This is a genomic window from Pseudomonas sp. PDM10 (assembly GCF_014852295.1).
Classification (GTDB): domain Bacteria; phylum Pseudomonadota; class Gammaproteobacteria; order Pseudomonadales; family Pseudomonadaceae; genus Aquipseudomonas.
In genome coordinates this window covers 1,107,930-1,132,936 of record NZ_JACVBJ010000001.1, presented here as the reverse complement: position 1 = coordinate 1,132,936, position 25,007 = coordinate 1,107,930, and the positions used below count along the sequence as shown (strand labels likewise).

The window sequence follows — 25,007 nt, the reverse complement described above, 5'->3', positions numbered from 1 at the left end:
GGTCAGAGCTCCAGGAGGATCTGGGCGCGAGGTCGGGTGCACAGGTGCAGCGGGTTGGACTGCGCTTCCCCGGCCATGCCTTTGTTGAACGGCAGCGGCTCGATCATGCTGTAGTAAGGGATTCCCTGAGTGTTGACCGTTTCCATGTAGTCCGCCGGAGCAAACACCGAGATGTACAGATCAGGCACACCCTCAGGGATCAGCAACGCCTTGTCGTCGTGGACGAAAGACACACCCGCCACCTTGCCACGGTAGCGCTCCCAGACAATGCCGCCGAACTCGAAGCTCTCCCGAGCGTCACCGCGCAACGCTGCCGCTTGCTGGCTGTTGAGGTAGGTTTCTTTGACTGCCTTGTGAACGATCAACTTATTCCAGAAGTTCTTGCCGCAGAAGGCGCGAGAGCCGGTACTGGTCACACTGCCCAGCGCATCCTCTTGCATATCCAGTGCTTCGCCGCACTTCACCCGCAGCTCGGTACTCTGATCAGCCAGGCCCATGGGCAGCTTCTGACGCTGCACTCCGAAGGATGCATAGATGTCCAACAGCGGTGTTTGGCCATCGGCGTCGAGGATCAGGCCATTCAGGGCACCCATGCGCTGGAACTCGTGCGTGGCATCCAACTGCCGACGCGCTTTAGCCAAGCGGGCATTGACCACGTCTTGCACCGCCTGCAGCTCGGTGCGAGTCCCGAAGGCGCGAATGCCCTGGATCTCGTCGGCTTTGATGGTGAAACGCTCTGGCAAGTGGACGGTGTTGAACGGAATCAGGTTGCGCTTGCTGGCCGCAACCACCAGACCAGAACTACCGCGCTCACCGGCCGGTACCAATGCCAGGGTGTCGCCGTCCTTTTCAATCTGCACGGTCAGGGTCGTAACCCCTTCCTCGCGAAACAGGCCCAGCGCACTGATGCGGCCCGGCAGGTACGGTTGTTCGTTGAGTGCAGCGGTGAGCGCGGTAACGGTAAACGCTTCGTCGTCAAAAATGGCGATATCGGCCATGGGTACTCTCCAGAAATGAAAAACCCCGCTCAAGGCGGGGTGCATGCAGTGGGCTGATCGACTTATCGAACGATCAGGAAATGGGCGGCCAAGTCTTTTTCAGCGTCGGCGTCGAGTCCGGTCAGGTGCGCTTCACTGACTTCCGCCAATCGCACCACCGCGCGACCACGGCGCACCACATCCGACTCACCCAGCGGACCGAAGAGAATCGCCACGGCCGCCTGAGTACCGTCTTCGGCCGCCGGAGCGTACGGCGCGAATTCGCTGGTGGCCGTCACCAGGCCGAGGACCTGGCCCGGGTACAGTGCCGGGCCGGCTGCGACGTTGATCGACTCACGCGAAATGTTCCCCGCCCCTTCAGACAGCAGAAACTCACCGGCGTGGATCGGTTCTTTTTTGATGGTCATGGTCTTGCTCCTTTCGCGCCGTGCGCAGTTCCAGAGTGAGCGGCTTGTCGAGCGGCCCAGATCGAGGTGGGATCAGTTTGTTTGGCCAGCACCTTCGGCGCCGGGTCGTTGTCCAGCGGCAAGCTGTTGTCGATCTCGAAGCCTTTGCCGCTGCTGACAATCTTGTCGAACAAGCGCGCCCGCACTGCCGCTGCATCCAATCCAGCCGCCACGTATTCGGCACTGAACTCCGGCAAGCGTGCAGCCACGCAAAGGTCATTCACCGCCTTGGCACGGGCCAGGCCAGCCAGGACGATCTCTTCGCTTTCAAGCTTGGTCGCACTGAGCAACGGCGCAACCAGGTTGCTGACCCCCGCCTCGGTGCAACGCTGAGTGATCATCAGAGCCAACTTGGTCGAGTCGACCACCGGCGGTACCAGCGGTGGAGTCTCAACCTCCAGTTCCGGATCCGCTTCGGGTGGCTCATCGAGCTGGGCCAGCAGCTCAGCCGGTGCATGCTGGTAACGCTGCAACACGCCCCCCTGCCCGAGACAAGCCTTAACCTTGATCCCGTCGCCGATTTCATCGGCAAGGCCCAGGGCCAGGGCCTCATTCGCGGTGAGCCAGGTTTCAGCAGCGACCAGCCGCCGCAATTCAACCTCATCAATGTTCGACGCCTTGGCTTTGTAGGCCGCGATGATGGCTTCCATGGTCTGGTCGAGAACGTCGGCCACCTTGCGGAAGTCTTCGGCATCGCCGGCCGCGTAGGTCCAGGGGTTATGGATCATCAATATCGCGCTTTCGGCGATGACGACCTTATGCGCGCCGCACACCGCGACGCTGGCCGCACTGGCGGCCAAAGCATCAATCCGCCCGGTACACCGCGCGCCCAAACGCCTCAACGCGTTGTGCATGGCCAAGCCGTCGAACAGGTCGCCGCCGACGCTGTTGAACGCGGCGACTACTTCCGAGACGCCGTCGTCCATGGCGCGCAGATCCTGCACGAACTGATTGGCCGTCACACCCCAGGCACCGATCTCGCCGTAGACGAAGACCTCAATCACCCGCTCGGTGGCCTCGCCACTGGCGTGCACGGCGTACCAGGTTTTGTCTTTGACCTGCACCCGCTGGCCAGCGCGGTTGTAGATGCGCGGTCGCGCTTTTTTGCTCATGGTTGCTCCTTGTCGTCGATGGGCTCGACGGCGTCGAGAGTGTTGTAGTTGAGGCCCAGTCGCGTGGCCCGCGCCAGATCGGCGGCGTTTTCCGCGTCGACCGTTTCGGCGTCGTAGCCGGTGCGCAGGACCATCTCGCTGCGCGAGGCAAAGCCCGCCTGCACTTCCATGCGCCGCGCCTGTACGTCCTGCACGGGCTGGATGTAGGCCCAGCCTTGCGGCACCCAGCGGGTCCGCAGGTAATTGCGACGCTTTTGCGCGTAATCGGCCAGCACCAGGACACCGGACAACACGGCCATGTCCATCCAGGCGGCCCGCACTGGGCGGCAGAGCTGGTGGACGTAAACACCAAATTGCAGTTGTTCCAGACGGCGCCGAAACTCGTTGAGCACCACACGCAGCGCCCGGTCGTTGACCTCACGCATGTCGCCGGTGAGGATCTCGTAAGGCGTGCCCGTCCCCGCTGCTGCGGCCATCAACTGCTGCCGCATGAAGTCCGGGTAGTTGTTGCCGGCGTCCGGCGGCTTGGAGAACTCCACCTCTTCACCCGGCCCCAGCTCCTGCATGGTGCCGGGCTCCAGCGCAACCATCGGGGTGAAGCCATCACGATCAAGACTCAACAATTGACCGGTCACCGGATCTCTCGGAGCCTGTCCGGAGTCCGGTGCCGGGCGACTGATAAATCCGGCAAACAGGTTGGCCACCTCTTGGCGAAACAACACCGCGTCGTCGTAGTTGTCGAGACTGCGCAGGCGCTTGAGCACCGGTGACAAACGCGGTACACCGCGCAACTGGCCAGGCTCGACCGGCTCAAAGATATGCAGCACCTGCGAGGCCGGCACGCGCACCAACTGGTTGTAACCGGCGTTCAGCGACGACGCGTCACGCGGATGTGACAGGTACATCCAGTACGCCACCCGCTTGCCATCCGGGGTGAACTCGATGCCGGCGCGGATGAGGTTGCCGGTTTTGGTGGTCTCGAACTTGTCATGCGGGACGAACTCCGGCGCGAGGATCTGCAGCTGCAGCGGTACCGCGAGGCCTTCGTCCAAACTGCGCGGACGCAACCGCACAAAACACTCGCCTGAGGTTTCAACCGTGCGCGCCGCCAGCGCCTGCTGGCCGTAGAAATCGGTGCGCTCATCGGCGTCCGATTCATCGACCCAGTCCTCCCAGAGTTCCTGCAGCAATTTGCGCAGGGCTTCGTCGTCGGTTTTCGGGCGCGGCGTGATGCCGGTACCGATCAAATTACTGACGCGTTTGTCGATCACATTGAAGGCATACGGGTCATTGCGAACCGCTGCCCGGGAACGCGAACGCAAGTTACGCAGTGCCGGAGTATTGATGCTGTTGACGCCGTTGTCGGGAGCATCCCAGCCAGTGGATCGTCGGCCCTCTCCAGCGCCTTCGTAACTGGCCTTGATGTTCGACGGCAACACGAATCAGTTACGGGTCAGCGTCGGATAGTGGCGGGCCATTAGACTCCTTTGCCTCCGTGGCACAGCCTGACCACGCGCGAGCGCGGCCCGGCGGAGTTGACCAGCGAAGTGCGGATCTGATCGCGCGCCTTGAGCAGTTCGTCGATGGTGCGGTATTCCACGGTACGGTCGGTGTAGCGCACGACTTTTTCACCGCGTGCGATGGCCGCCTCAACCGCGTCGAGGTGCTTTTGGGTAAAGGACATATCAGCGTCTCTTCAGGTAACCGCTGGTGGAGCTGCGGCGTTGAGGTGGCGGTGCTGCCGGCCGCGATGGCACGATCGGCGCAGTAAGTTGTGGAGCCGATTGCGGTGCAGCAACGGGTGTTGCGGGTCCGGTAACACGTTTGCCTTGAACAGGCTTGATGCCCAAGGCATCGTCGAACAGACCAGACTGCGCCAGGGACTGACGCACGCGCTCCCAGTCGTGTTCCTTGTAACGGTTGAGGCCCAGGTAATGCGCCATGGCCAGGCAATACACCATCAAGTCGAGCGCTTCGTTGCGCTCGGCCTTGCCCTTGACCCACTCGATGCGCTTGTGGCCACGGATGTAGCGCGCCACCTTGCGCTCCGCGACGCACTGATCAAAGAAGTCGTCCGGCAGGTCATTGGCAAAGTGCAACGCACCTGGCCCGGAAGGGAACGAATAACGGTTGTAGATCCAGTCCTTGGCCGTGTCGGTACCGACGAACCACAGCTCGGCGCCGTTGCGTTCGGTCTGGCCCTTCCAGGTCACGTCAACCATCGACGGGCGTTGAGCAATCACCGGTTTCCCGGGTTTGCTCGCGCCCTTGATGGCGAACACATTCCGCCAGCGGCGAACGCGGCAGAACTGATAGACCTCATCGGTGTGGTGGCCACCGGAGTCGACAGCGGTAGCCAGAACGCCCAGACCAACACCGCACGGATGGCGATACTTAGCTTTGAGCAGTTCGTCCAAGGCCGCCCAGGTGCGTTCGTCTGCGGGATCACCCGAGACCACCTGGTAATCGACGACCCAACGCTCCATGCCGACGCCCCAACCCATCGCCATGAACTCCAAGCGGTTGGCCTGGACGTCGACGGAGCCGGTGATCATCAGCACCGCCGCCGGCAGTGAGCCGAGGGTGAAGCCTTCCAACCGCGCTCGCTGCCTCAGCACATCGGCTTTGGTTTGCTCTTGTGCGCTGTCCCAAACTTTCGCCAATCGGGTGTTGTAGAACACCTGCATGGGCTCAAGATCGCCTTTGGCCTGGGCCTTCTTGGCCTTCTCGAATTGTTTGGCCAGTGACTTCCAGTCCATCCAGCCCAGCGGCGAATACAGCGCGTTGAGGTGGAAGCCCACCGTCTCGCCATCGCCTTCGGCATGGGCACGCCATTCACCTTTGGCGAGCATCTCGCCCTTGTGGTACTCATCGATCAGCACGTCGCACTCAGGCCCGGCACACTGGTAATGCACGACACTAAAGTCCTTTGAGTAATGCAGTCGCTCCCACTCAAGAATTTGCATGTGCCCGCAGCTCGGGCACGGCACGTAGTAGTAACGCTGGTCGCTGCCCTCGAACAGGTCGGAGATCCGCGAGGCGCCCTTGATCGTCGGCGAACTGGAGAAGTAGAACTTCGCATTGCGGCCGAAGGTACTGCCTCGGGTTTCCGCCAGCTCGATAGGGTCGCCCTCTTCGCCGATGTCCACTTCCCAGCGATCGATCTCATCACCGTAAACGTAGCGCGCCGACAGCTCCGAGAGGTTGGCGGCCGAGCCGGCGGTGGTCACGTACAACGACCCGCCCTCGAACTCCTTGGTGTCCATAGTGTTGCGTGAGTCTCGCGAACGGCTGGACGCCACCCGTTCACGCAGCACCGGGGTCGCCTTAATGGTTTTGCCAATCCGTGATGACACCCGCTTGGCCAGGCCGAGGCTCGGCAAAAGGGTCAAGATGTTCGACGGCGCCATGTGGATCAGGCCGCCAATCCAGTTCAAGGCAATCTGCGTTTTCATCAGCTGCGACGCGACCATGGTGATCACGCGTTTGCAAGGATGAGCCGGCGACAGGCAGCGCATCGGCTCACGGGCATACGGCGTACGCGAGGTGCGGTACTGGCCTGGCTCAGCGGCACCGGTGTCACGCGGGATACGCATGTACTCGTCGGCCCACTCATCGACCCAGACGTCCGGGTCAGGATGCAGCCCACGAAAATACGCCTCCCGGTACACCTCAGCACCGTCAGGAATTTCCGTGGGCATAGGTTTAACTCGTGGTCAGGGCGTGCTCAAGATCCGCCGAGGACAAGCGTTCTGCATCCTCAAGCGAGCGACGGATAGCGGCGGTCAGGTGCTTTTCGATTTGCCAGGGGTCGGTCATGACGGCAAGTTCCGGTGCCAGTTGCGGGGGCATACCCAGCAGTTGATCCCGCAACAGGCGGCCTGCGTTGAAGGCGCCGGTTTCCACCGCGATACGCTCGACCAAGGTGCCCTGCTGTTTGTGGAAGTTGGCTTGCTCTTGCAGGGCCAGGTAGTGCTCGCGCAGAGCCCGAGACTTTTGGAAGTCCACCGCCTGCCCGACTTGCGGCACCGCAGGTTCTTCGACGGCGATTTCAGCCTCCTTTTGAAGGCGAAGCCGTTCGTGTCGGTTGGCGACAGCGGCTTTGCTGGGATCGGCGGACTCGGCCAGCAATGCTTCGGTGGCTTCCAACTCCACCTTGCCATCGTCAGTCAGTACCAACCGATCCTGATTCGCCAACTTGGAAACATACGATTTCGCCCAGCCGCGCCGTGCCGCAAACTCCGTTTTGCTGATTACAGTCATGATGGAATGTCCTGTTCACCTAATGAATACGGGGGTTCACCTGTTCACCCCAGTTCACTAAGCTGGTGAACTGTCCGCTAACACTTTCCCGCGGGTTTCCGACCCCGTACCCCTCGGATAACCCCAGGGTCCCCGGCAGTTTTTCGGCGCCCCAATTCGGTGCATCACCCCTGATCACCGTCTGAGGGTGGCATTTCGCAGACGCCCAGCCGCTTGGCGGCCCAGCGTTCGTACAACCCGATGGCAACATCGGCGCCGGCCATTGCGGTCAGGCAGCCCATCGCCGACGCAGTCCAGATCGACACCCCGGCGGCGTGCAACAACATCATGGTGGAAAGTCCGCAACCAACGCAGGCACCGGACCGAAGTGCCAGGCGCCGTAACAATGCCCAACCTCTCGCCCCGTCCTTGTCTGCCCGCCACATCTCACCCGATACACCGCCGACCAGAGCTAGGACGATCACTAACCAGATTGGCATCTCTGCCAGCGCTTGCTGCTCGTTTGTCATTGCTGCTCCAGACTCGATAGTGGGTTGAACGATTTGCTTGTTGCGGGACACCTAGGGACTTAACCTCAAGCTCTTCACTCCATATCAAACGAGGTGTTCAATGGGAAAAGCAGAACTTGCGGTAGCCGTTGTTTCTAGCGTGTTGATGTACTTTGCGATAAACGAAAAACGCCTTGTTGATCTGAAGATATTCGCTGTTTGGTGCAGCCTGACGGCGCTCACATGCAGCCATATCTACAGCTTCTACCGTGAGGCAACGAGCACTGCCCCCTATGACTTTGAACGTGTGGTGGTTTTGAACGTTACAGCCGTAGGCATCTTGGTTTTGTTGGGCGTAGCCGTTTTCTTGAGAAAATATCTGCGCTATTCACTTGAGTTCAAAAAGCCAGGGCAATAAAAAACCCGGCGCAATGGCCGGGTTTGTTGTGTATCGCCTGCCGCTCTCTGCGGTCGCACCTATCGAAGATGACTACTTTTTACAGGTGGATTTTACTGGCAGCAACCCCACTTTAATGCCACCCGGTGAATAAGTGGGTAACGCAGGGTGAACGCCTAGGCAATGTCGGTGAATACACCACCTCGGCTATCTGTTGCTGTTGCGTTGTCCCATTTGCCCCACCTTTCAGAATCGAAGTGGGACGCCTGAGAGCGCCTAAATTCGGGGCCTCGCCCCACTGCCCTACTGTTCTATCTACTTTCTCGTGTAAAGGAAGAAATTGAATAACACGCGTGCGCGCCACGGGCGCGTGCTGGTGCCCGCTCCGCTCACATGGGCGGGAGGCCCCGAAAGGCGGGACGGTGGGACAGCCCAACAACGACAAGGCCCGCGCTTGTCCCACCGCGTTGAAACGCAGTAGGACAAGGCGGGCAAGCGGGACAGCAACAGCCGAAGTCATGCCCAGGGTCACGCAGCCTTCCCCATCAGCATTCCCTCGATGTTCACATGAGCCTCATGCAAACGCAGATAGTAAGTGCGAACGCTGCAGGCACAGTGCAGCAGCTTCTGCCGCATGAAGCTTTCATGGTTGCAGTAGTGCTCCCTCACCACCTGCGCTAGGCGAGGCTCCAAATGCTTGTTCACAATCAGCTCAATATCCGCCGACTCATCCAATAACACCCGACTACCGCGAGTCCCACGGATCAACTCCCCTTTGCACTCCATCAACATGGCGATCATGTTCCCGCCGCTCGGCCCACCGGAGTACGTGGTCACAGGAGAATGCAGATCCTCAGCCCAAAGCTTGAGCATTTCATCAATTCGCTTAATCACCGAAGCAAGGCTCCTCGATCGGTTCCACCTTCAGCGCCGAAGCGCCACCCCAACCTGCCGGCTTCTTGTAAGCCCAAGGACGCTGCCCACTTTTCGCCAGCGCCGGCATCCGAGTACGCCGCCAACCAAGTCGGTGCATGATCGCCCCGACACGCATCTGCTCGGGCTTACCCCAATGGCCGAAGTCGAGCTTCAGCGCAATAGTCAGCACCTCACTGCCAGATGTGGTTTCACCGATCTGCGATTCTTCCAACCAGGTGAGGATTGGCCCTTCCCACTCATCCACCACAAAACGTTCTTCCTGCGCCTCGGCAAAGGTCGGCGCTTCATCAGGCGTCACCCACCAGATATCGCCTGCCTCATAGCAAAACATCGCTTCTGCCCAGAGCTGGTCACGGATCTCACGCAGCAGCTCCAGGTCGACCTTGGTACAAGCCACCGGCCAATAACGCCGGTTACCGGTGGCGTCCTTGAGATACTCGTCTTGGTTGGTCGTCCCCACAAACACACACTGGCGTGGCACATCGTTTGTTCGGCGGCCGTAGCTCTCGCGATAGGTATCGGTAGATGCCGAGAAGAACTGTTTGGCCTTGGTACTCTCAGCCTTGTTAAAGCTATCCAGCTCCCCCAGCTCGACAATCCACTTGCCACGAATAGCCTGAAAGCCGTCCTTGTCGCCCAGGGCGAAAGGTGTATCCATAAACCACTCGCCGCCGAGAATGCTCATCGCCGTCGACTTACCAGCACCCTGCGCGCCTTCCAGAATCATCACCGAGTCAGCCTTGCAGCCGGGCCGCATCACCCGCCCCACCGCCGACAGCAACCAGCGCTTACCAACCTTGGCCGAGTAGTCGCTGGCCTGCACGCCCATGACATCGGTGAGCCAACTTTCCAGCCGAGGCACCCGGTCCCATTCGAGCTTGTGCAGGTACTCCCGCACCGGATGAAAAGCATGGTCATGAGCAACAACGCTCACCGCCTCAATCACCTGCGTCGACTTAACCCGTAGGTTGTATTGCTGCGCGAGCCACTTCATCACCCGAACGTCATCAATGTCGGCCCAGTCGCCCGTACCACCGCCATAAGGGGCCGAACGCAGCTTGACGCTCTTCGAACTGAAGGCGCTGTAAGTGATCACTCCGGCCCAGCGCTCGTCGTTGCCAAGAATCAACTCGACGTTCTGCATATGCGCGATCAGGGCGCCGCTTTCGGTGCGAGCCAATTGGTCTTTCCATCCACCCGCAGCCGGTGGCTTGACCACCGCCAGCACCTGACGTCGGACCGCCTCCAAGCCTTCGGCGACATGCAGATCATTGAAGTCTGTCCACTTGTCCTCCCGCTCACCGGAGAAGATCGGCGCGACCACCTGGCCACCGACGATCAGTGCCGCATTGTTCGCCTTCTCTTCACCGGGGTTCCAGGCATCACCATTGGCACGTTTCGTCTTCCAGTCATCATCTCGACAAACAATCAGCGGGCAACCCGGAAAGCGCTCACGCATGGCCTTGCACACCACTAGCAAATTGCCCGCATCGAACGCGATGGCCACCGTCAGCGAGGTCGCCATATGCAGACTGGCGCCCGTGGCGTAACCCTCACATACCAGCACCGGCTCCCCCGGTTCAGGGTGAGGCCCGATTAGGTGAAAAGCCCCCTCTTTCGACATCCCGTAAGGCCAGTAGGATTTATCCCGACCGGTGTCTTCCTGCTTCGCCGGAAAGACCACCTGCAGACCGACAATCTGATCCCGCACATTGCACATCGGCACCAAAAACGCGCCAGTGCGCGGCGCGTAACGAACACCAAAACCGACAATTTGTTTTCTGTCCAGATAGTCGCTACGCCCCTTCTCGGGCATGCGCTTGAACAGCCCCGCCGCCCGGTTCGCCGCTCGACGTGCCGCATTGGTCGCAATCTCGGCGGCGCGACGTTTAGCGTCCTCCTGACGAGCGCGCATGACCTCACGCTCTTCAGACGATATCCGCCCCGCCTTCACTTTGATCTTCTGCGTTTCGCCCGAACGCCAGTCACCGAAGCTGCCAAATATCAGCGTTTCGTCTTTTTCGGTGCAATGTTCATGGACGATATACCAACCGTTCTTTTCCTTGCCCTTGTCCTGAGCAGTCTTGCAGCGAGTCAGCTTGCCAAAAATTAACGGTTGGTCCGGCTCAAGGCCGTAGTCTGCGAATTGACCCAATACCTCATCGAGCACGACGTGCCTCCCGCGATTCTTCGATAGATTGGCAAGGCACGCACTGCGAACAACCGGGCTGCGCTAAGCGACGGTCTTCCGGTATCGGGTCATCACACCCCTCACAGAATAGAAATGAATGCGCCGCCGAAGCGGGCTTGGCGGCGTTACGTGCAGCGAGTGCCTGATCAAGACGCTCCTGCACCAGGTCGTTAGCGAAATCTGCAATATCAGCCACGGTCGACACCCCGCGTTGTTTGATTAACGTAGGTGGCGCGGTTGAACATACCCAGCAATCCTTGAATACCGCGAAACACCTGCAGGCGAATCGCGGCCAGCTCGTGGTCCGTCACCACGCCATCGCCAATGCTCTTGGCCCATGTCTCAGCCAAATCCGCGACCTGCCGGAAATACTCAGCAATGCCGGTGGTCAAGGTTTCGGGCATGTCATTGGTGTATGCCTCGGCCAACTCCTGCCAAGTCGTATCCCCAACCAGTGCATGCACTGCATCGAGAATGCGGCGGTCCTTAGTCAGCTCCAGGATCTCGCCGAACTCTTGAATGTTCACCGTGTGGCTGGGGTGGGTTGGAGACAGCTTGTGCTGCAGCGTGGTGGCGTTTCTGCCGGTGGTGGCGGCAATTGCAGCAGCGCCGCCGGGATAGTCCCGGGCAGCATGGTAAAGCGCTAAATCGAGCGGCAGGATTTCCCGCTGCGCCCGTTCTACAGAACTCAAAGCGATTCGGCTCATGGCATTAATCCTTAAGGTTGCCAGTGCCGCGCGACATGCAGTGGTGGTACATTTGCCGCGTGGCTTGAAAGGGCCCAAAAGCCGGCTAGATCTTCAGGATCGACACCGGCACCGTGCCGAGGCGAACAATCCGTTGTTCACCCCTGGCGCAACAGCTGCCCAATCTGTGGTGGAAAAGGCAGCAACACCAAGGCATCCGTGCCTTGGAAAGCGCGGTAAAGAGACGTGGTTAGCATGTGGTGTGCCCACCTATCTTTATCGCGACCCGACAGCGCTGTGGTGGTGCGTGTCGGGAGGAACTGGGCGGCCGTTGGGTCGCCTTTTTTCTTGCTATGCAGCTTTTCCTGCAATACCAATCTCGGTCACTCCGAAATGCTCAAGCACGTCGGCAAGTGAGACATTACCCTGACTCTCACGCGTCAATGATTTGATCAAAGAGACGCTTGGATCTTTGCTCGCATATTTGACGTGAAGACGTAGGTAGCTGATAGCTATGCCGCATCGCCCGGCGTAAGCCGCGAGCGCGTGTGAATCCAAACCGCCTATGTAGTCGCGTAGCTTCATCAAATGTACCTCCCGAACCACAAATTAACCTTTATGGTTATTTTTTTCAATACCCAACAGGGCATTCACCCATAAGGTTAATCCATCCAGAATTGGCCAATGAAAATCTCAGACACACGCTTACAAAATTTCCGAAGAATTCTCGAGGAGAGGAAGCTGCGGCTTACAGACATTGCCGAGCTCCTAGGCAAGGCTCCCGCTCAGGTCAGTGCCTTCGGCGGTAAAAATCCTACGAAAGGTATTGGTGATCAAATCGCGCGCGAGATTGAAAAGGCGCTGGATCTTCATGGTGGCTATCTGGATATGCCTTACGGAGTAGGCGAATTCAACAATGCGACAGTGCTTAGCCATACCGGACGTAAATTGCCAGTGATTGGATCAATAGCAGCTGGGGCTTGGTGCGACACTCATGGCACTTTCGATCCCAGAGATGCGGAAGAATGGATCGATGCTCCAGGTCCGGTAGGACCTCGAGCTTTCATTCTCCGAGTAGAAGGGATGAGTATGGAACCAAAGTTTATGGAAGGGGATAAGATTGTTATTGACCCCTCGCTTGATGCATCTCCGGGTCACTTTGTTGCGGCAAAAAGGACAAGAGACCAAGCAGCAACGCTTAAACAATTGAAGCAGGAAGGGAATGAATTATATCTATTCGCGCTCAACCCAGATTGGCCTGAGCGCATTATTAGAATGACGGAAGAATGGAGTATTTGCGGCAGAGCCCGATGGAAAATATCAGACCTTTAGTAATGCGACCGCACTAGTCGCTTACCGCGCGAGATCTGGCCAATCACTTAGGCTAACAAGTCGACATCACCAAACAACATCCTGACGAAGCTCAATGTTGTTCTTTACAGAGATCTCTTTCATCACTTGATAAAGTTCTAAAAATTCCTTTTCAGTCCGCATTTTTGCGAACGCTGATTTTATCCCCAACAATTGATCCGACTGCGTGTAAGGTGCGATTATTGCGAGGTTAGCGTTGTAGATCCGCCAAACAAGAATCGACTGATTTGTAGTGCTAATCATGACATATGCAAATATCAAAAAGATTACAGCTGAAAAACGTGATGTATAAATCGCAACCTGCAGCTTAACCTTGGTAATAGGCTTCTTTTCGGTAGGCCCATTTCGGCATTCAGATTGATCACCTCCTTGACGCCCACGATCCAGCCTTCTTCTGCGCATTTCAGAGGACGCCGTATTAAATGAAACAAATACAACCATACCTATAATCAAAAACATTAGAAGCATTAGAGAAGGAAGAGACGACGGGTCTAATGCGGCATTACTATAGGCTGAATCTTTCATCCGCTGCGAGCCTAAAGTAAACACGCTAAAAAGAAATTTTGAAACCACGCCAAACCCCGGCTTTACAATTGCATCATAAATTGCAGAGCCAATAACGCCTATCACTATTACTCCGATAATTGTTATCGGTGCTTTCGTTTTAAACATCCCCAGAAACTTTTCCATAATTTTCTCATTATTGGTTTACATACGCGCAGCACAGTCGGCTTGCAATAGAACGCAGCAGGTATTTCTAAAGGTTGCAAATTACGAACGAATGCAGTTGCTGTCCATCATTTTTACAATAGGTAGGCGACTCTTTCAGCTGTTTTGACCGCAACGCATCAAAAAAAATACCCAGAAGGTTAATTTTAGCTTGTAAAAATAACCTTATGGGTTATTTTTGTCTTACTCTTCCACCACAGAGCGAGGCAACATCATGCACACCAGAGCTACCCTGCACGTCCATCCGGCCGCTGCTGATCCGTTCCGCATCTTCGAGATTCGCCGCTTGGCCCGCGAATGCGGCTGCGCATTTGTCCCCACCAAACCAAAGCTGAAAGTCCGCGCCACACCTGCACCCTTCGATCCAAACGGCGGAGGGTATGCAGCATGAGCAAGTACAAGTTGGATAACCGCACGCTGCAACTGCTCAACGCTCAGGTCAATTTGACCGAGACCTTCAACCACGTTGTACGGTCGACACCCAAGCGCGAGGCCCTGGCGTTTCGCCTGAAAGTCGAACGCAATACATCTGACACTCTCTTCACCGTTGAACTGGGCAGCGAGCGCCACACGCTGACCTTGAAGAACGAAAAAAAGATGCACCTCAAGCTGGCCGACTTTATCGAAGAGATCGTCAATGGCCCCTTCGACCCCAGCAATGCTGCCGACCTGTTGAACCTCCCCCACGTCAGCCGTCAATGCGCTCGCTTCGATACTGAGCACAAGCAGCGGGTATTTGAGTTGGTGCGCACTGGTGGTGTGGTGAGCCTCGACATGGGTTTTGAGCTACCCCTTCACGTGGCATTGCATCGCACTCAAACCCGCTCTGGTGTTACCACCATCATGAGCATTGGCGAGAAAAGGCCGCGCACCAAATGCTTCACCGTGTACGGAAGCGATGTCGAGATCTACGAGAAAGTGTCCGAGTCCATCAACCACCTGGCTGCGGCAGCAACACCCGCCGCACACGCCGCTTGAGGGGAATGCCATGGAACGCACACTCGCTCAAGCCGCGAAACACCTCGGTATGACTAGACCCAAGCTGATCGACATTATGCGGGCAAAAGGTCTACTCAATAACCGGAACCTACCCGCCTATCCGGCCCGTGATCGCGAGTACCTGCGGGTCAAGGACAGCAACTGGTACCACGAGACCGCCGGCATGCAGTACAGCCAGTCAACCCGCGTCAGACAACCCGGCATCCGCTGGCTGGCCGATCAACTGGGGCTGGATCTACCCGCTATCCCGGTAAACAACCGTGACGTGGCCTAGGGAGTACGCCCGCCAGATCGTCGCCATGCGCACACGCGAGGAGCGCAACGCTGCGCTCCTCGAAGTGCCGGAACATCTGCGGGAGCTGACCAAAACACACTGCCTGAATGCCTGGAACCACCCGGCAAGAACACAACGCAAGGAGGCTCAGCAAGCCAATGCATAACACCAGCCAGACACCGCTACGACTTCGACCCGCACCCGAGTCAGCCACCGTGGAACTGCTTTACCGCACCTTCGGCGATGTGCTGATCCCGTTGGAAAAAGTCCGCGAGCAGTACTTCCGCAACCTCAACGAGCAATCGTTCGTGGCTGAGATCAACAGCGGACGGATTCAGCTACCCATCACCACGTTGGACACCAGCCGCAAGGCGCCGAAGTACGCGCACATCAGGCATGTCGCTTCGCTGATCGACATCCGCGCCTACAAGGCAGACGAAGAGATGCTGCGACCGCAGGACGATTCAACCGAGTAACACACCTGACCCAACGGCTGCCACCACCGGCCTACGACAACACCAGGAGCACACCACATGACTGCAATTCAAATCTGCGCATTGATCGGCCTCATCATCGGCGCTGCCCTACTCTACTGGACCGGCTACCGAGGTGGCCTGATCGATGGCCGCATCGAGGGAATCGACGAAGGCAAAGCCATCCAGCAATCCGACAACTCGGAAGCCATCCGCAGCCTGGAGCACTCACTACACCAAGTTCGTGCCGAGCGCATCAAACTATACGCCCACTATGAGCGCGCACTGGCAGCCTCAAAACTGGGGGAGCAGGAGCATCAAACTCTACTGGCCATCGCTGACAAGCTCAGGATCGCCGCAGAGACCTTCAGCGCATTCCGCACCGGCAAAAAACTCGAACGCGATTCACTCGCCCTGCGGGATCAAGCGCTCGCCATGGCAGCCCTGCTGGAGCCAGCAACGCAGGAGGATGCAGCATGAATCACGCGCCCCAAATGTTGCGCCTGTCACCCCAGGCAGCCGGCGCCTTGCAACAGCAATACACCAAAGCCATCACTGAGTTGCTGGAACTGACACGGTTTCGCAAAGAGTTCGACCGGCAACTGGTCGCACTGATCAGCAACGACGCCCTGCGCAAACTGAACAAAGACACCAAGAACGCCCTGCTACTGGCGGACTTGGTCAAGGAGGCAGCATGAGCCAGATTTCTCACCACCATCGCAATACGGCTCACGCTTCACCTGCACCTGATGGACCAACTCGCTATCGAACACCGGAGGAAAGCGGCATGAAAATGGACCAGAACACCACCCAAACATCGACCGCTTTGCTCTGCAACGCCAGTGGAGTCGACGCACTGAAAACAAACAGTCTCTGCTGCGCAGCAGCAGGCATTATTGCCCCTCCCGGCGCCACTGCCGAGGCACTTATACCCCACGAAAAGCTGCGCGAGGCAGCCACACCTTATGCAACGCTGATCGCTCAGAATCGCCCGCCCGCACAGCTTGTCGAGGGGTATAAGCCTCTTTTGTGCAGCAAGATCAACATCGAACAACCAGTATTTGAACCGATTCAGATTGATGAGCGCGCAGAGTTCGAGAAGGAGTTTCCAGTGCCTGAAGGGCTGCGCTACTGTGGACAACGCCGGACCTACATCACTTCACTGGGCGCAAGTACTTCCGATAGCTTTTGTCGCGAACATTACGCATACAGAGCGGGTTACGCAGCCTGGACACGTCGAGGATGGAAACATATCGCTCTTGTCGAGGAGCAAATGCAACGGGAGGGGCAGGAATGAACACCTTATTTTTACTGATGGCCCAGTACAACGGGCAAGCTGTGATTCCCCTAGAAAGGGTATGTGCGGACTACATGAATTTGACATTAGTGAAATTCAAGCAGAAACGGCTATCAGGTGAAATAGACATTCCAATAACTCGTCTAGGGGCCAATAGCCAAAAAGCCGGACTTGGAGTCCACATCAAGGACCTTGCCGAATACATTGATAAACAACGAGAGAGTGCTATACGCGAACAAAACCAATTAATGGGAAGACGGGTATAAAAAGAGAATCCAGCATTATTCAATGCTGGGTTCACTTCGCGAAGGTGGCAGGTTACGATTTAAAAGGTTGGCAAATTGCCAAGGTTATCTTTTGTGACTTTATTTGGATCAGTAGTAATAAAAACGCCGTCTATCACATGGACCTCTGCCCCAACAGTCCATTTTGAGGTAGTAGCATTTTTGGTCATCGTTCTGAAAACGGTTTTACCTAACGAGATGAGGTTGGCAACGAATTCTCTGTCGGTAGTCAAGCCTTGACCATGCTGATCACCATTTACCTTATGGACCTTCACCTGCTGGATATGGGTGTGTGTGCTGTCTTTACGTATTGCAGATATATAAAAATTTGCCATTTTGATTTCCTTGCTTCAATTTTGGCACATCCTTCGCCTTCCCTATATGGATGCTGGCAATATGAAATCAAGCTCTACAAGGGATTTATTTTCTTGAGATCGAAGCTCAAGCTGATTCTTCCAACGCCAGTGACTGTACGAATCCCCCCTGCCTCGAAGATGGGTGTAGCGTCGCAACGAGTTCCAATCTCTATGCCCTGAGACACTTGATACCCTAGGAATATCCCAATCCATTTCGAACAGCCGACTAACCCCGTCATGCCGGAGATCATGAAAATGCAGATCTTCAATGCCCAACAGCGGGCATGCCCGAGTGAAGGCCGCCGACACTGACTTGCCATTATAGGGAAAGATCTCCTTTTCCTTTTTGGGCATGGACTGAAGAATAGCCCAAGCCTCATCAGGCAGATGGCACCACACATCATTACCTATCTTCTGCCCGGGATTCTTCATGTCCCGTACCAGGACAGCCTGACGAGATTCGTCGAGATCTTCCCAGCGAATCCGCGTGATCTCCTCCTGCCGACGGGTCGAGAAGATCGCGAAGGCAATCATCTTCGGCATATGGATCGAGTCCGGCCGGCGCTTCAGTACCTCGAAGAAATGCTCCATCAACTTATCCAACTCTTCCAGGGTGGGTCGGCGGTTGCGCTCTTTGCTTTTGCTCACCATGCCAAGCTTGCGCAACACCTTGCGCGCATCCGGCATCGCCAGCGGATCGACCTCATACCCCCAAGCCGGCCGCGCCACGGACAACACCGCGCCCAGGTGCGACAGATCATTGCCGACCGTCTGCGCCTGAACACCACCGCCCTCCTTGCCCATCCGCCACTGCGCAAACTCCACCAGCTTCTGACTGGTAAGCGCTGAGTCATCGAGTTCGCCCAACCAAGTGTCCTTAATGGCCTTCAGCGTGGCGTTCTTGGTCTTGCCCAGCGGACGGATTTTTTCGTACTCGTCGAGGTACTGCTCGATCATCTTCTTGATCGTCACGCCTTTGCGGTTCGCACGTTCAATGGCACCGGGTTCCGCCAGCTCCGTCTCTCGACGCTTGATCCAGGCCTGGGCGACCTGCTTACGGTCGAAGGTTTGGCTTTCCTGATAAACTGTCTTCCCGTCCCGATTGATCCGTATTTGCGCCGTGTAGGCCGTCGAGTTGTCCTTGCGCTTGCGTGATGTGATCGTGCCCATTTCCAGTTGCTACATTGCTGAAGTCAGTTGCTACATTGTAGCAACCGACTCCGAAAAACAAGGAAAAATGGGTAAAAACTGCTGTATAAAAGATCAGTATTAATGAATCTCGAAAAATCTGAACCCCTTATAAACACTAGCCATGCCCGTCCTTCACTGTCTCGCCGTTTCAGTGTTGCCCCGATGATGGATTGGACTGATAGGCATTGCCGTTTTTTCCTACGCCTACTCTCCAAACACGCCCTGCTCTACACCGAAATGGTCACCACCGGCGCACTCCTCAACGGCGATAACGACCGTTTCCTGCGTCACAACGAAGCCGAACACCCGCTCGCCCTGCAACTCGGCGGCAGTGTGCCGCTGGACTTGGCCGCCTGCGCGCGAATGGCGCAGGAGCACGGTTACGACGAGGTGAATCTGAATGTCGGCTGCCCGAGTGATCGGGTGCAGAACAATATGATCGGTGCGTGCCTGATGGGGCATCCGCAGTTGGTGGCCGATTGTGTGAAGGCGATGCGCGATGCGGTGTCGATTCCGGTGACGGTGAAGCACCGCATCGGGATTAATGGCCGGGACAGTTATGAGGAGTTATGTGATTTCGTCGGCACGGTTCGGGATGCCGGGTGCACGAGTTTTACGGTGCATGCGCGGATTGCGATTCTGGAGGGGTTGTCGCCGAAGGAGAACCGCGACATTCCGCCTCTGCGTTATGACGTGGCCGCGCGGTTGAAGACGGATTTTCCGGAGTTGGAGATTATTCTCAACGGCGGGATCAAGACGCTGGAAGCCTGTCACGAACATTTGCAGACGTTCGACGGTGTGATGTTGGGCCGTGAGGCCTATCACAACCCTTATGTGATGGCCGAGGTGGATCAGCAACTGTTCGGCAGCACGGCGCCGGTGATCAGCCGGGCTGAGGCGCTGGCGCAGTTGCGGCCTTATATAGCCGCGCACATTGATGCGGGCGGCTCGATGCACCATATCACTCGGCATGTGCTGGGGCTGGGCACCGGGTTTCCCGGGGCGCGCAAGTTTCGGCAGTTGTTGTCGGTCGATATTCACAAGGCTAAAGAGCCTTTGGCGTTGCTGGATCAGGCGGCGGAGTTGCTTGAGGGGCGTTAACGGTCGCTTGGGTTGAACCTGTGGTCTGATTTGGCATCGTATTTACCGATACCGCGCCCCGCCATTCAAACAGCCGTTTTCAGGTTGTTGCCGCTGGAGCCCTCGATACGTACATGCACCCTTGAGTGGCTGTCAGCGCTCGGGTAATGTCATTAGACCCATAGGAAAGAGCACGCCCATGACTTCCAAGCTGGAACAACTCAAACAAATGACCACCGTGGTTGCCGACACCGGCGACTTCGAAGCTATCGCTCGCGTTAAACCCGTGGACGCTACCACCAACCCTTCCCTGCTGCTCAAAGCGGCGGCCATTCCCGGTTATGCCGAGTTGCTGAATGCCTGCATTCACGACTGCAAAGGCGATGTTGGCCTGGCCAGCGACCGTTTTGGCGTTGCGGTAGGGCAAGAAATTCTGAAAGTGATTCCTGGCCGTATTTCCACCGAAGTGGATGCGCGCCTGTCGTTCGACACTGACGCCGTATTGAAGCGTGCGCACCGTCTGATCGACCTGTACGACAAGGCCGGCATTGGCCGTGACCGCGTGCTGATCAAGATCGCTTCCACCTGGGAAGGCATCCGCGCTGCCGAAATTCTGGAAAAAGAAGGCATTCAGACCAACCTGACGCTGCTGTTTTCGTTCGCTCAGGCTGCGGCGTGTGCTGATGCAGGGGTTTTCCTGATTTCGCCGTTCGTAGGTCGCATCTACGACTGGTACAAGAAGGCCAACGGCAACGACTACACCGGCGCGGATGATCCGGGCGTGCAATCGGTGACACGCATCTACAACTACTACAAGGCCAATGACTACAAGACTGTGGTCATGGGTGCGAGCTTCCGCAACCTGAATCAGATCGAGCAACTGGCCGGTTGCGACCGCCTGACCATCAGCCCGGATCTGATTGATAAGCTGGCGGCGGACACTGGCAAGCTGGAACGCAAATTGGCGCCGGGTCACGCTGGTGAAGCGCGTTTGAGCTTGAATGAAGCGCAGTTCCGTTGGTTGTCCAACGAGGACGCGATGGCGACCGAGAAACTGGCTGAGGGTATTCGTCAGTTCGCTCGCGACCAGGAAAAGCTTGAGGCGTTGCTGCAAGCCAAGCTGTGATTTGATTTAGCTTGATGCAAAAAGGGCGAACCTTGGTGGGTTCGCCCTTTTTTTGCGTTGAATTTGGGTAGTGGCTTCGCGCTGAAAGATGTGGTGATTGTTATGGCGCCTTCGCGAGCAGGCTCGCTCCCACAGGAGATTTTTTGGGGAGCCGGGATGGTGTGTTCGACGCAAGACTAATGTGGGAGCGAACCTGCTCGCGATGGGGTCTTCGGACCCACATCACTTCAAGCAATCAATGACGTTCCAGCGCATTCACCAGATCATGAAACGCTTCACGATTGGAGTCGTTCAGGCCCATGAGGATCTTGTGCGCTTCGAGCACTTTGATCCGCACCACTTCTTCGGACTGATCCTGGTCTGGCAGGTCGGTCAGGCACTCAGGGCACGGGATCGGGCGGTCAACGATGTTGAACACTTGCTCGAAGCCCATGGACTGCAGCAGACGGGTGATGTCTTCGTGGGTGGTGACGACGGTCGGCAGCAAGCCGACCTTTTGCCGCGACAGGATAGACAGCTTGGCCAGCAGGCCCAACGTGGTGCTGTCGATGCTGCGGGTTTCGGTCAGGTCGATCACGATTGCGTTGAAGTTCAACGCCGTGAAGATCCGCTCAATAGTCGCATCCAACGCCGAACACAGGGTCAGGCGAACTTCACCGACGAACTTCAGGACGAAGGTGCCATCCTGCTCGGCGAACTGGATTCTACCGGTACTCATTAAAGATTCCTGCTCAACACCAACAGGGCGATATCATCCGGCATCTCCCCTAGCGTGGCCAATCCAAATACCTGCCGCAGACCATCCAGGCTGCCGCCCGCTGCCTTGACCCGTTGGGGCAAAGCCGCTTCTTTTTCTTTGAGTGTAGGTTCTGGCAAAAGGTCCAGAATGCCATCGGACATCAGCGTCAGGCTGAACGTCGGCGGCAGCTCCAGTACGTGATCTTCGTAGGTGGCTTCATTGAAGAGGCCCACCGGCAGACCACGCCCTTCCAGATAACGAACACTGTCTGGCGTGTACAACACAGGCAACGGCAAATGACCACCGATGCTATAGGTCAACAAACCTGTCTCCTCGTCGATGACTCCACCGACCATTGTGACGTGTTTACCCAGCTTACAACTGATCAGGCCTCGGTTGATATGACCAAGGACCTCTGAAGGCTTGAATTCCGGCAATGTGCCGCTGCGCTTGGATTCGAACAGCAAGCGCGTGGTCATGAACTTCAGCAGCACGGTAACGAAGGCTGAAGAGGCGCCATGACCGGAAACGTCCGCCAGGTAGAAGGCTACCCGACGCTCGTCGACCCGAAAGTAGTCGACGAAATCACCCGACAGGTACAGCGACGGGATGATCTGGTGAGCAAACTGGAACTCGTCGATGGTCCAGGGGCTGACCGGCAGCATGTTCATCTGCACCTGGCGACCGGCGTTCTGGTCTTCCTGGAGCAGGTTCAGGCTGGCGGCGAGCTCGCGGTTGGCCTTTTCCAGCTTCTCGCGGTAGCGCTGGTTTTCCAGCAGCAGGCGCGCACGATCCAGGGCCCGGCGCACAGAGTGCTCGAGCACAGCCAGATCTTCGAGAGGCTTGATCAGATAGTCCGCAGCGCCCAGGCGCAGGGCCTCGACCGCGTCGTTCATCACGCCGGCGCCCGAAACCACAATCACCGGGGTTTGTGGTGACCGCTCGGTGACCTGGCGAATGAGTTCGAGTCCGCCCATCTGTGGCATGCGCAGATCGCAGATGACCAAGTCGGGCTTGTCTTGCTCGAATACCTGAAGACCCTGCTGGCCATTGCTGGCCTGCAAGACGCTGAAACCACTGTCTTCCAAATAGGCGGCGAGGCTCGCGCGCACTACTTCGTCATCATCGATTATCAGCAGCGTGGCACTGGTTTTTGGCATGTGGGCAAACGGCGCCAGAATTAGGTTGGCGTAGCAGGCAGGGGCTTTGTCCCGGCTCACACTACTGGATTCGCTTTCTAGCCTCTCTACTGCACTGTTTTCGAGCATTTGCCCTACACACAGGTACACCAGAGGTGCCCTTCTAAGGCGCAGACGGTACTCCCATCCGCGGGGCGTTTCAAGCTCACGCCGATGGTCGCTTGACGTCTTTCCATTTCAAATCACCGGGAGTTATAAGAACCGGCAAAACCGTAACGTAATGGAAGGTTAAAAACCCCGAGCCAAACCGGTCAGGAAAGCCAAACGAAAGAAGGCGGCCCACTGGGCCGCCTTCTTCGTTTTACCGGTCGAGATCAAAAATCGTCTTCGACCTGGCCGTCTTTGACCTTGAATTCGCGGTTCTGCAAGTACGCATTGCGGATGAAGGTGTACTTGTCGCCGGTGATCAGCTTCTCGCTCGACAGCAGGCTGGCGCGGGTGTCGATGATGTTCAGGCCGTAGATCGAGTTACGCACGGGAATGTCGTTGATGTACGGGTACGGGCCGGTGTAGCCATCGACATACTTGGACGGCGCGTCACGCAGCGTGCTTGGACCCAACAACGGCAACATCACGTAAGGACCGCTGCCTACGCCCCAGTAGCCGAGGGTCTGGCCGAAATCTTCGTCATTGCGTTGCAGGCCCATCTTGGTGCCCACATCGAAGAAGCCCAGCAGGCCGAAGGTGGTGTTGAAGATCAAGCGTGCGGTGTCGACGCCAGCGGCGGCCGGTTTGGCCTGCAAGATATCGTTGGCAAGGTTGGTGACGTCACCGACGTTGCGGAACATATTGTGGATGCCGTCTTCAAGAAACTGCGGCGTCACGAACTGATAACCCTGGGCCAAAGGCTTCAGCGCATAGGTGTCGAGCACATCGTTGAACTTGTAGATCGGGCGGTTGATGCTTTCCCAAGGGTCGTCTTCCGAGGCTGCCTGTGCAACGAACGGAACCAGCAATAGACTGGCAGACACACAAAGCTGAGCTAGATGATTGCTCCAGCGCATAGAAAAACTCCTTGGATTGTACTGGCGCGGGCGCTTGGCCCACGCGTTAAGTTGGCTAGTATAAGACGGAAAAGCCGCTTAAGGCAGCACCGGAGCAAGGCAGCCTGCGGATCATTCGCGATGATTGTGAGCGATTCACATCAGTGTCACTCAACTGTCACTGTCGCGCCCTAGCCTTGAGGCTATTTCAGGGACGTTAATATGCCGCACGCCGAAACGTTACCCCACATTGCGCCCAGCCTGACCGCCGTCCTGTTCGGCCTCAGTGGTTGCCTGGTGGATTTCGGTGCCCGCACACGCGCACAGGGCATCCCCTCTGCCATACACGCTGAGGCTACGCCCGGCGCGCTGGATAGCCTGCACAGCTTGCAACATCAGCAGATTCCCTGTGCCTGGCTCGATGAACTCCCCCCTGCCTTCAGCCATTCACTGGCTGCTGCCTTGCCTTCATGGATCAAACCCTCGCAACACCCTGAAACAAACAATCCATGGCCGGCACCGCATGCCTGCTGGCAAGCCCTGATGACGTTGAATGTCGAACGGCTGGAGGGTTGCGTACTGGTCAGCGGCGAACCACGATTGCTGCAAGCGGGGCTCAATGCCGGATTGTGGACGATTGGGCTGGCGTCCTGCGGCTCACTCTGCGGCCTGGCACCCAACGAGTGGCAGGCGCTGACTCAGCAGGAGCGGGAATTCAAACGCGGCAAGGCAACGATGCAACTGTTCGGCCTGGGTGTGCATTCGGTGATCGATCACCTCGGTGAACTCGACACCTGCCTGGCCGACATCAGTCTTCGCCGGCTCAAGGGCGAAAAGCCCTGATCGAGATCATGCAGGTTGCGCGCGAGTGGATTAATCTAAAGGTCAAGCCATAGACCTTTGGCGTGCTGCCGCGGTCTATGCCAGTGCCTATCGATAAAAGGAAGAACGCCATGCCTGCCCGCGAACTGCAACAACAACTCAATACTCTGCGCGAGCAATTGGAACAGAATCCACCGCTGACCGAAGCCGAGCGCGAAGACCTGCACGCGCTGATGCAACAGATCGAACTGGAACTGGAACTCGAAACCAAAACCCAGGACTCCAGCCTCGCCGACAATGTGAACCTGGCTGTTGAACGCTTCGAAATCGAACACCCGACCCTTGCTGGCACCTTGCGCAACATCGTGCAAGCCCTGGCCAACATGGGGATCTGAACCCGCCGAATACAAAAAAAGCCCCGCCAGTGATAGCGGGGCTTTTTCATATCCGGGACTTGCAATGCAATACCCTGTGGGAGCGAGCCTGCTCGCGATGGCTGAGTGTCAGTCAACATCAATGTTGAATGTGCTGGACTCATCGCGAGCAAGCCCGCTCCCACAGGGGTTC

At 57.2% G+C, this 25,007-nt stretch carries 34 protein-coding genes; 15 read left to right on the top strand and 19 right to left on the bottom strand.

Annotation, left to right across the window (positions count from 1 at the left end):
* Nucleotides 1-2: 2 nt before the first annotated feature.
* From IB252_RS05275 to IB252_RS05240, 8 genes are all read right to left on the bottom strand, one after another.
* Nucleotides 3-998: a major capsid protein gene (locus tag IB252_RS05275; RefSeq protein ID WP_192407232.1), complete on the bottom strand. Its 996-nt coding sequence runs from the start codon at nt 996-998 to the stop codon at nt 3-5.
* A 62-nt stretch (nt 999-1,060) separates the two neighbouring features.
* Nucleotides 1,061-1,405 carry a head decoration protein gene (locus IB252_RS05270; protein WP_192407230.1) on the bottom strand — a complete coding sequence of 115 codons (345 nt, stop codon included), beginning with the start codon at nt 1,403-1,405 and terminating at the stop codon, nt 1,061-1,063.
* Complete coding sequence (locus IB252_RS05265) at nt 1,402-2,556, bottom strand: head maturation protease, ClpP-related (RefSeq protein WP_192407227.1); 1,155 nt, start codon at nt 2,554-2,556, stop codon at nt 1,402-1,404. Before IB252_RS05265 ends, IB252_RS05270 begins: the two co-directional genes overlap by 4 nt.
* Nucleotides 2,553-3,995: a phage portal protein gene (locus IB252_RS05260; protein ID WP_192407225.1), complete on the bottom strand. Its 1,443-nt coding sequence runs from the start codon at nt 3,993-3,995 to the stop codon at nt 2,553-2,555. Before IB252_RS05260 ends, IB252_RS05265 begins: the two co-directional genes overlap by 4 nt.
* 38 nt (nt 3,996-4,033) lie before the next feature.
* The gene (locus IB252_RS05255; RefSeq protein ID WP_192407223.1) at nt 4,034-4,240 is read right to left on the bottom strand and encodes a phage head-tail joining protein; all 207 of its coding nucleotides are present in this window, start codon (nt 4,238-4,240) and stop codon (nt 4,034-4,036) included.
* 1 nt (nt 4,241) lies between these two features.
* A complete protein-coding gene (locus tag IB252_RS05250; RefSeq protein ID WP_192407221.1) occupies nt 4,242-6,257 on the bottom strand; it encodes a phage terminase large subunit family protein in 2,016 nt (671 codons plus the stop codon).
* Nucleotides 6,258-6,261: 4 nt separating this feature from the next.
* Complete coding sequence (locus IB252_RS05245) at nt 6,262-6,819, bottom strand: terminase small subunit (RefSeq protein ID WP_192407219.1); 558 nt, start codon at nt 6,817-6,819, stop codon at nt 6,262-6,264.
* Nucleotides 6,820-6,983: 164 nt separating this feature from the next.
* Nucleotides 6,984-7,328 carry a phage holin family protein gene (locus IB252_RS05240; protein ID WP_192407218.1) on the bottom strand — a complete coding sequence of 115 codons (345 nt, stop codon included), beginning with the start codon at nt 7,326-7,328 and terminating at the stop codon, nt 6,984-6,986.
* A 100-nt stretch (nt 7,329-7,428) separates the two neighbouring features.
* Here IB252_RS05240 and IB252_RS05235 point away from each other — a divergent pair, with 100 nt between their 5' ends.
* Nucleotides 7,429-7,725: a hypothetical protein gene (locus IB252_RS05235; RefSeq protein WP_192407217.1), complete on the top strand. Its 297-nt coding sequence runs from the start codon at nt 7,429-7,431 to the stop codon at nt 7,723-7,725.
* A gap of 507 nt (nt 7,726-8,232) precedes the next feature.
* Here IB252_RS05235 and IB252_RS05230 read toward each other — a convergent pair.
* The 5 genes from IB252_RS05230 to IB252_RS05210 form a co-directional block, all read right to left on the bottom strand.
* Complete coding sequence (locus tag IB252_RS05230; RefSeq protein WP_192407216.1) at nt 8,233-8,598, bottom strand: hypothetical protein; 366 nt, start codon at nt 8,596-8,598, stop codon at nt 8,233-8,235.
* Nucleotides 8,591-10,810 (bottom strand): VapE domain-containing protein, encoded by a 2,220-nt coding sequence (locus IB252_RS05225; protein ID WP_192407215.1) that lies wholly within the window; start codon nt 10,808-10,810, stop codon nt 8,591-8,593. Before IB252_RS05225 ends, IB252_RS05230 begins: the two co-directional genes overlap by 8 nt.
* Nucleotides 10,800-11,027 carry a TraR/DksA family transcriptional regulator gene (locus IB252_RS05220; protein WP_192407214.1) on the bottom strand — a complete coding sequence of 76 codons (228 nt, stop codon included), beginning with the start codon at nt 11,025-11,027 and terminating at the stop codon, nt 10,800-10,802. The genes IB252_RS05225 and IB252_RS05220 overlap by 11 nt, the downstream gene beginning before the upstream one ends.
* On the bottom strand, nt 11,020-11,538 hold the full coding sequence (locus tag IB252_RS05215) for a phage regulatory CII family protein (RefSeq protein WP_059181269.1): 519 nt from the start codon (nt 11,536-11,538) through the stop codon (nt 11,020-11,022). Before IB252_RS05215 ends, IB252_RS05220 begins: the two co-directional genes overlap by 8 nt.
* A gap of 330 nt (nt 11,539-11,868) precedes the next feature.
* Entirely contained in the window at nt 11,869-12,102 is a 234-nt protein-coding gene (locus IB252_RS05210) for a hypothetical protein (protein ID WP_192407213.1), read from the bottom strand.
* Nucleotides 12,103-12,201: 99 nt separating this feature from the next.
* Between IB252_RS05210 and IB252_RS05205 the strand changes: the two genes are divergently transcribed.
* Nucleotides 12,202-12,849 carry a LexA family protein gene (locus IB252_RS05205; RefSeq protein ID WP_192407211.1) on the top strand — a complete coding sequence of 216 codons (648 nt, stop codon included), beginning with the start codon at nt 12,202-12,204 and terminating at the stop codon, nt 12,847-12,849.
* Nucleotides 12,850-12,915: 66 nt separating this feature from the next.
* Here the strand turns inward: IB252_RS05205 and IB252_RS05200 are convergent, their stop codons facing one another.
* A complete protein-coding gene (locus IB252_RS05200) occupies nt 12,916-13,578 on the bottom strand; it encodes a hypothetical protein (RefSeq protein ID WP_192407210.1) in 663 nt (220 codons plus the stop codon).
* 253 nt (nt 13,579-13,831) lie between these two features.
* Between IB252_RS05200 and IB252_RS05195 the strand changes: the two genes are divergently transcribed.
* The 9 genes from IB252_RS05195 to IB252_RS05155 are packed head-to-tail and all read left to right on the top strand — an operon-like array spanning nt 13,832 to nt 16,926.
* A complete protein-coding gene (locus IB252_RS05195) occupies nt 13,832-14,008 on the top strand; it encodes a hypothetical protein (protein ID WP_192407209.1) in 177 nt (58 codons plus the stop codon).
* Nucleotides 14,005-14,595, top strand: coding sequence for a hypothetical protein (locus IB252_RS05190; protein ID WP_192407208.1), 591 nt, complete (start codon nt 14,005-14,007; stop codon nt 14,593-14,595). The genes IB252_RS05195 and IB252_RS05190 overlap by 4 nt, the downstream gene beginning before the upstream one ends.
* Before the next feature lie 10 nt (nt 14,596-14,605).
* Nucleotides 14,606-14,890 carry a phage antirepressor KilAC domain-containing protein gene (locus tag IB252_RS05185; protein ID WP_192407207.1) on the top strand — a complete coding sequence of 95 codons (285 nt, stop codon included), beginning with the start codon at nt 14,606-14,608 and terminating at the stop codon, nt 14,888-14,890.
* Nucleotides 14,877-15,056, top strand: coding sequence for a hypothetical protein (locus IB252_RS05180; protein WP_192407206.1), 180 nt, complete (start codon nt 14,877-14,879; stop codon nt 15,054-15,056). The genes IB252_RS05185 and IB252_RS05180 overlap by 14 nt, the downstream gene beginning before the upstream one ends.
* A complete protein-coding gene (locus tag IB252_RS05175; protein ID WP_059181275.1) occupies nt 15,049-15,366 on the top strand; it encodes a pyocin activator PrtN family protein in 318 nt (105 codons plus the stop codon). The genes IB252_RS05180 and IB252_RS05175 overlap by 8 nt, the downstream gene beginning before the upstream one ends.
* Before the next feature lie 57 nt (nt 15,367-15,423).
* Complete coding sequence (locus IB252_RS05170; protein WP_192407204.1) at nt 15,424-15,843, top strand: hypothetical protein; 420 nt, start codon at nt 15,424-15,426, stop codon at nt 15,841-15,843.
* Nucleotides 15,840-16,061, top strand: a complete 222-nt coding sequence (locus IB252_RS05165; RefSeq protein ID WP_192407202.1) for a hypothetical protein — start codon at nt 15,840-15,842, stop codon at nt 16,059-16,061. The genes IB252_RS05170 and IB252_RS05165 overlap by 4 nt, the downstream gene beginning before the upstream one ends.
* A complete protein-coding gene (locus tag IB252_RS05160; protein ID WP_192407201.1) occupies nt 16,058-16,660 on the top strand; it encodes a hypothetical protein in 603 nt (200 codons plus the stop codon). Before IB252_RS05165 ends, IB252_RS05160 begins: the two co-directional genes overlap by 4 nt.
* The gene (locus IB252_RS05155) at nt 16,657-16,926 is read left to right on the top strand and encodes a pyocin activator PrtN family protein (RefSeq protein WP_192407200.1); all 270 of its coding nucleotides are present in this window, start codon (nt 16,657-16,659) and stop codon (nt 16,924-16,926) included. The genes IB252_RS05160 and IB252_RS05155 overlap by 4 nt, the downstream gene beginning before the upstream one ends.
* Before the next feature lie 59 nt (nt 16,927-16,985).
* On the opposite strand, the gene IB252_RS05150 is transcribed toward IB252_RS05155, so the two are convergent.
* Together IB252_RS05150 and IB252_RS05145 are read right to left on the bottom strand one after the other, a co-directional pair.
* Nucleotides 16,986-17,279 (bottom strand): DUF3892 domain-containing protein, encoded by a 294-nt coding sequence (locus IB252_RS05150; RefSeq protein ID WP_192407199.1) that lies wholly within the window; start codon nt 17,277-17,279, stop codon nt 16,986-16,988.
* A gap of 42 nt (nt 17,280-17,321) precedes the next feature.
* On the bottom strand, nt 17,322-18,470 hold the full coding sequence (locus IB252_RS05145; RefSeq protein WP_192407198.1) for a site-specific integrase: 1,149 nt from the start codon (nt 18,468-18,470) through the stop codon (nt 17,322-17,324).
* A 102-nt stretch (nt 18,471-18,572) separates the two neighbouring features.
* Here IB252_RS05145 and dusA point away from each other — a divergent pair, with 102 nt between their 5' ends.
* Together dusA and tal are read left to right on the top strand one after the other, a co-directional pair.
* Complete coding sequence (dusA, locus tag IB252_RS05140; RefSeq protein ID WP_192407197.1) at nt 18,573-19,592, top strand: tRNA dihydrouridine(20/20a) synthase DusA; 1,020 nt, start codon at nt 18,573-18,575, stop codon at nt 19,590-19,592.
* A 178-nt stretch (nt 19,593-19,770) separates the two neighbouring features.
* On the top strand, nt 19,771-20,697 hold the full coding sequence (gene tal, locus IB252_RS05135; RefSeq protein ID WP_076030394.1) for a transaldolase: 927 nt from the start codon (nt 19,771-19,773) through the stop codon (nt 20,695-20,697).
* A gap of 235 nt (nt 20,698-20,932) precedes the next feature.
* Here tal and rssC read toward each other — a convergent pair whose 3' ends face one another.
* From rssC to IB252_RS05120, 3 genes are all read right to left on the bottom strand, one after another.
* Complete coding sequence (gene rssC, locus IB252_RS05130) at nt 20,933-21,415, bottom strand: anti-sigma factor antagonist RssC (RefSeq protein WP_007935262.1); 483 nt, start codon at nt 21,413-21,415, stop codon at nt 20,933-20,935.
* Nucleotides 21,415-22,596 (bottom strand): two-component system response regulator RssB, encoded by a 1,182-nt coding sequence (rssB, locus tag IB252_RS05125; protein WP_149417125.1) that lies wholly within the window; start codon nt 22,594-22,596, stop codon nt 21,415-21,417. The genes rssC and rssB overlap by 1 nt, the downstream gene beginning before the upstream one ends.
* Nucleotides 22,597-22,949: 353 nt before the next feature.
* Complete coding sequence (locus IB252_RS05120) at nt 22,950-23,639, bottom strand: VacJ family lipoprotein (protein ID WP_192407196.1); 690 nt, start codon at nt 23,637-23,639, stop codon at nt 22,950-22,952.
* Nucleotides 23,640-23,840: 201 nt separating this feature from the next.
* Between IB252_RS05120 and IB252_RS05115 the strand changes: the two genes are divergently transcribed.
* Together IB252_RS05115 and IB252_RS05110 are read left to right on the top strand one after the other, a co-directional pair.
* Entirely contained in the window at nt 23,841-24,461 is a 621-nt protein-coding gene (locus IB252_RS05115) for an HAD family phosphatase (RefSeq protein WP_192407194.1), read from the top strand.
* A gap of 110 nt (nt 24,462-24,571) precedes the next feature.
* Entirely contained in the window at nt 24,572-24,835 is a 264-nt protein-coding gene (locus IB252_RS05110) for a DUF4404 family protein (protein ID WP_008151367.1), read from the top strand.
* The last annotated feature ends 172 nt before the right edge of the window (nt 24,836-25,007 follow it).

What these genes read in the sequence shown, in the direction of transcription:
- IB252_RS05275 (WP_192407232.1), bottom strand. Translation starts at nt 998, where the DNA reads ATGGCCGATATCGCCATTTTTGACGACGAAGCGTTTACCGTTACCGCG.
- IB252_RS05270 (WP_192407230.1), bottom strand. Translation starts at nt 1,405, where the DNA reads ATGACCATCAAAAAAGAACCGATCCACGCCGGTGAGTTTCTGCTGTCT.
- IB252_RS05265 (WP_192407227.1), bottom strand. Translation starts at nt 2,556, where the DNA reads ATGAGCAAAAAAGCGCGACCGCGCATCTACAACCGCGCTGGCCAGCGG.
- IB252_RS05255 (WP_192407223.1), bottom strand. Translation starts at nt 4,240, where the DNA reads ATGTCCTTTACCCAAAAGCACCTCGACGCGGTTGAGGCGGCCATCGCA.
- IB252_RS05250 (WP_192407221.1), bottom strand. Translation starts at nt 6,257, where the DNA reads ATGCCCACGGAAATTCCTGACGGTGCTGAGGTGTACCGGGAGGCGTAT.
- IB252_RS05245 (WP_192407219.1), bottom strand. Translation starts at nt 6,819, where the DNA reads ATGACTGTAATCAGCAAAACGGAGTTTGCGGCACGGCGCGGCTGGGCG.
- IB252_RS05240 (WP_192407218.1), bottom strand. Translation starts at nt 7,328, where the DNA reads ATGACAAACGAGCAGCAAGCGCTGGCAGAGATGCCAATCTGGTTAGTG.
- IB252_RS05235 (WP_192407217.1), top strand. Translation starts at nt 7,429, where the DNA reads ATGGGAAAAGCAGAACTTGCGGTAGCCGTTGTTTCTAGCGTGTTGATG.
- IB252_RS05215 (WP_059181269.1), bottom strand. Translation starts at nt 11,538, where the DNA reads ATGAGCCGAATCGCTTTGAGTTCTGTAGAACGGGCGCAGCGGGAAATC.
- IB252_RS05210 (WP_192407213.1), bottom strand. Translation starts at nt 12,102, where the DNA reads ATGAAGCTACGCGACTACATAGGCGGTTTGGATTCACACGCGCTCGCG.
- IB252_RS05205 (WP_192407211.1), top strand. Translation starts at nt 12,202, where the DNA reads ATGAAAATCTCAGACACACGCTTACAAAATTTCCGAAGAATTCTCGAG.
- IB252_RS05200 (WP_192407210.1), bottom strand. Translation starts at nt 13,578, where the DNA reads ATGGAAAAGTTTCTGGGGATGTTTAAAACGAAAGCACCGATAACAATT.
- IB252_RS05195 (WP_192407209.1), top strand. Translation starts at nt 13,832, where the DNA reads ATGCACACCAGAGCTACCCTGCACGTCCATCCGGCCGCTGCTGATCCG.
- IB252_RS05190 (WP_192407208.1), top strand. Translation starts at nt 14,005, where the DNA reads ATGAGCAAGTACAAGTTGGATAACCGCACGCTGCAACTGCTCAACGCT.
- IB252_RS05185 (WP_192407207.1), top strand. Translation starts at nt 14,606, where the DNA reads ATGGAACGCACACTCGCTCAAGCCGCGAAACACCTCGGTATGACTAGA.
- IB252_RS05175 (WP_059181275.1), top strand. Translation starts at nt 15,049, where the DNA reads ATGCATAACACCAGCCAGACACCGCTACGACTTCGACCCGCACCCGAG.
- IB252_RS05170 (WP_192407204.1), top strand. Translation starts at nt 15,424, where the DNA reads ATGACTGCAATTCAAATCTGCGCATTGATCGGCCTCATCATCGGCGCT.
- IB252_RS05165 (WP_192407202.1), top strand. Translation starts at nt 15,840, where the DNA reads ATGAATCACGCGCCCCAAATGTTGCGCCTGTCACCCCAGGCAGCCGGC.
- IB252_RS05160 (WP_192407201.1), top strand. Translation starts at nt 16,058, where the DNA reads ATGAGCCAGATTTCTCACCACCATCGCAATACGGCTCACGCTTCACCT.
- IB252_RS05155 (WP_192407200.1), top strand. Translation starts at nt 16,657, where the DNA reads ATGAACACCTTATTTTTACTGATGGCCCAGTACAACGGGCAAGCTGTG.
- IB252_RS05150 (WP_192407199.1), bottom strand. Translation starts at nt 17,279, where the DNA reads ATGGCAAATTTTTATATATCTGCAATACGTAAAGACAGCACACACACC.
- IB252_RS05145 (WP_192407198.1), bottom strand. Translation starts at nt 18,470, where the DNA reads ATGGGCACGATCACATCACGCAAGCGCAAGGACAACTCGACGGCCTAC.
- dusA (WP_192407197.1), top strand. Translation starts at nt 18,573, where the DNA reads ATGAATCTCGAAAAATCTGAACCCCTTATAAACACTAGCCATGCCCGT.
- tal (WP_076030394.1), top strand. Translation starts at nt 19,771, where the DNA reads ATGACTTCCAAGCTGGAACAACTCAAACAAATGACCACCGTGGTTGCC.
- rssC (WP_007935262.1), bottom strand. Translation starts at nt 21,415, where the DNA reads ATGAGTACCGGTAGAATCCAGTTCGCCGAGCAGGATGGCACCTTCGTC.
- rssB (WP_149417125.1), bottom strand. Translation starts at nt 22,596, where the DNA reads ATGCCAAAAACCAGTGCCACGCTGCTGATAATCGATGATGACGAAGTA.
- IB252_RS05120 (WP_192407196.1), bottom strand. Translation starts at nt 23,639, where the DNA reads ATGCGCTGGAGCAATCATCTAGCTCAGCTTTGTGTGTCTGCCAGTCTA.
- IB252_RS05115 (WP_192407194.1), top strand. Translation starts at nt 23,841, where the DNA reads ATGCCGCACGCCGAAACGTTACCCCACATTGCGCCCAGCCTGACCGCC.
- IB252_RS05110 (WP_008151367.1), top strand. Translation starts at nt 24,572, where the DNA reads ATGCCTGCCCGCGAACTGCAACAACAACTCAATACTCTGCGCGAGCAA.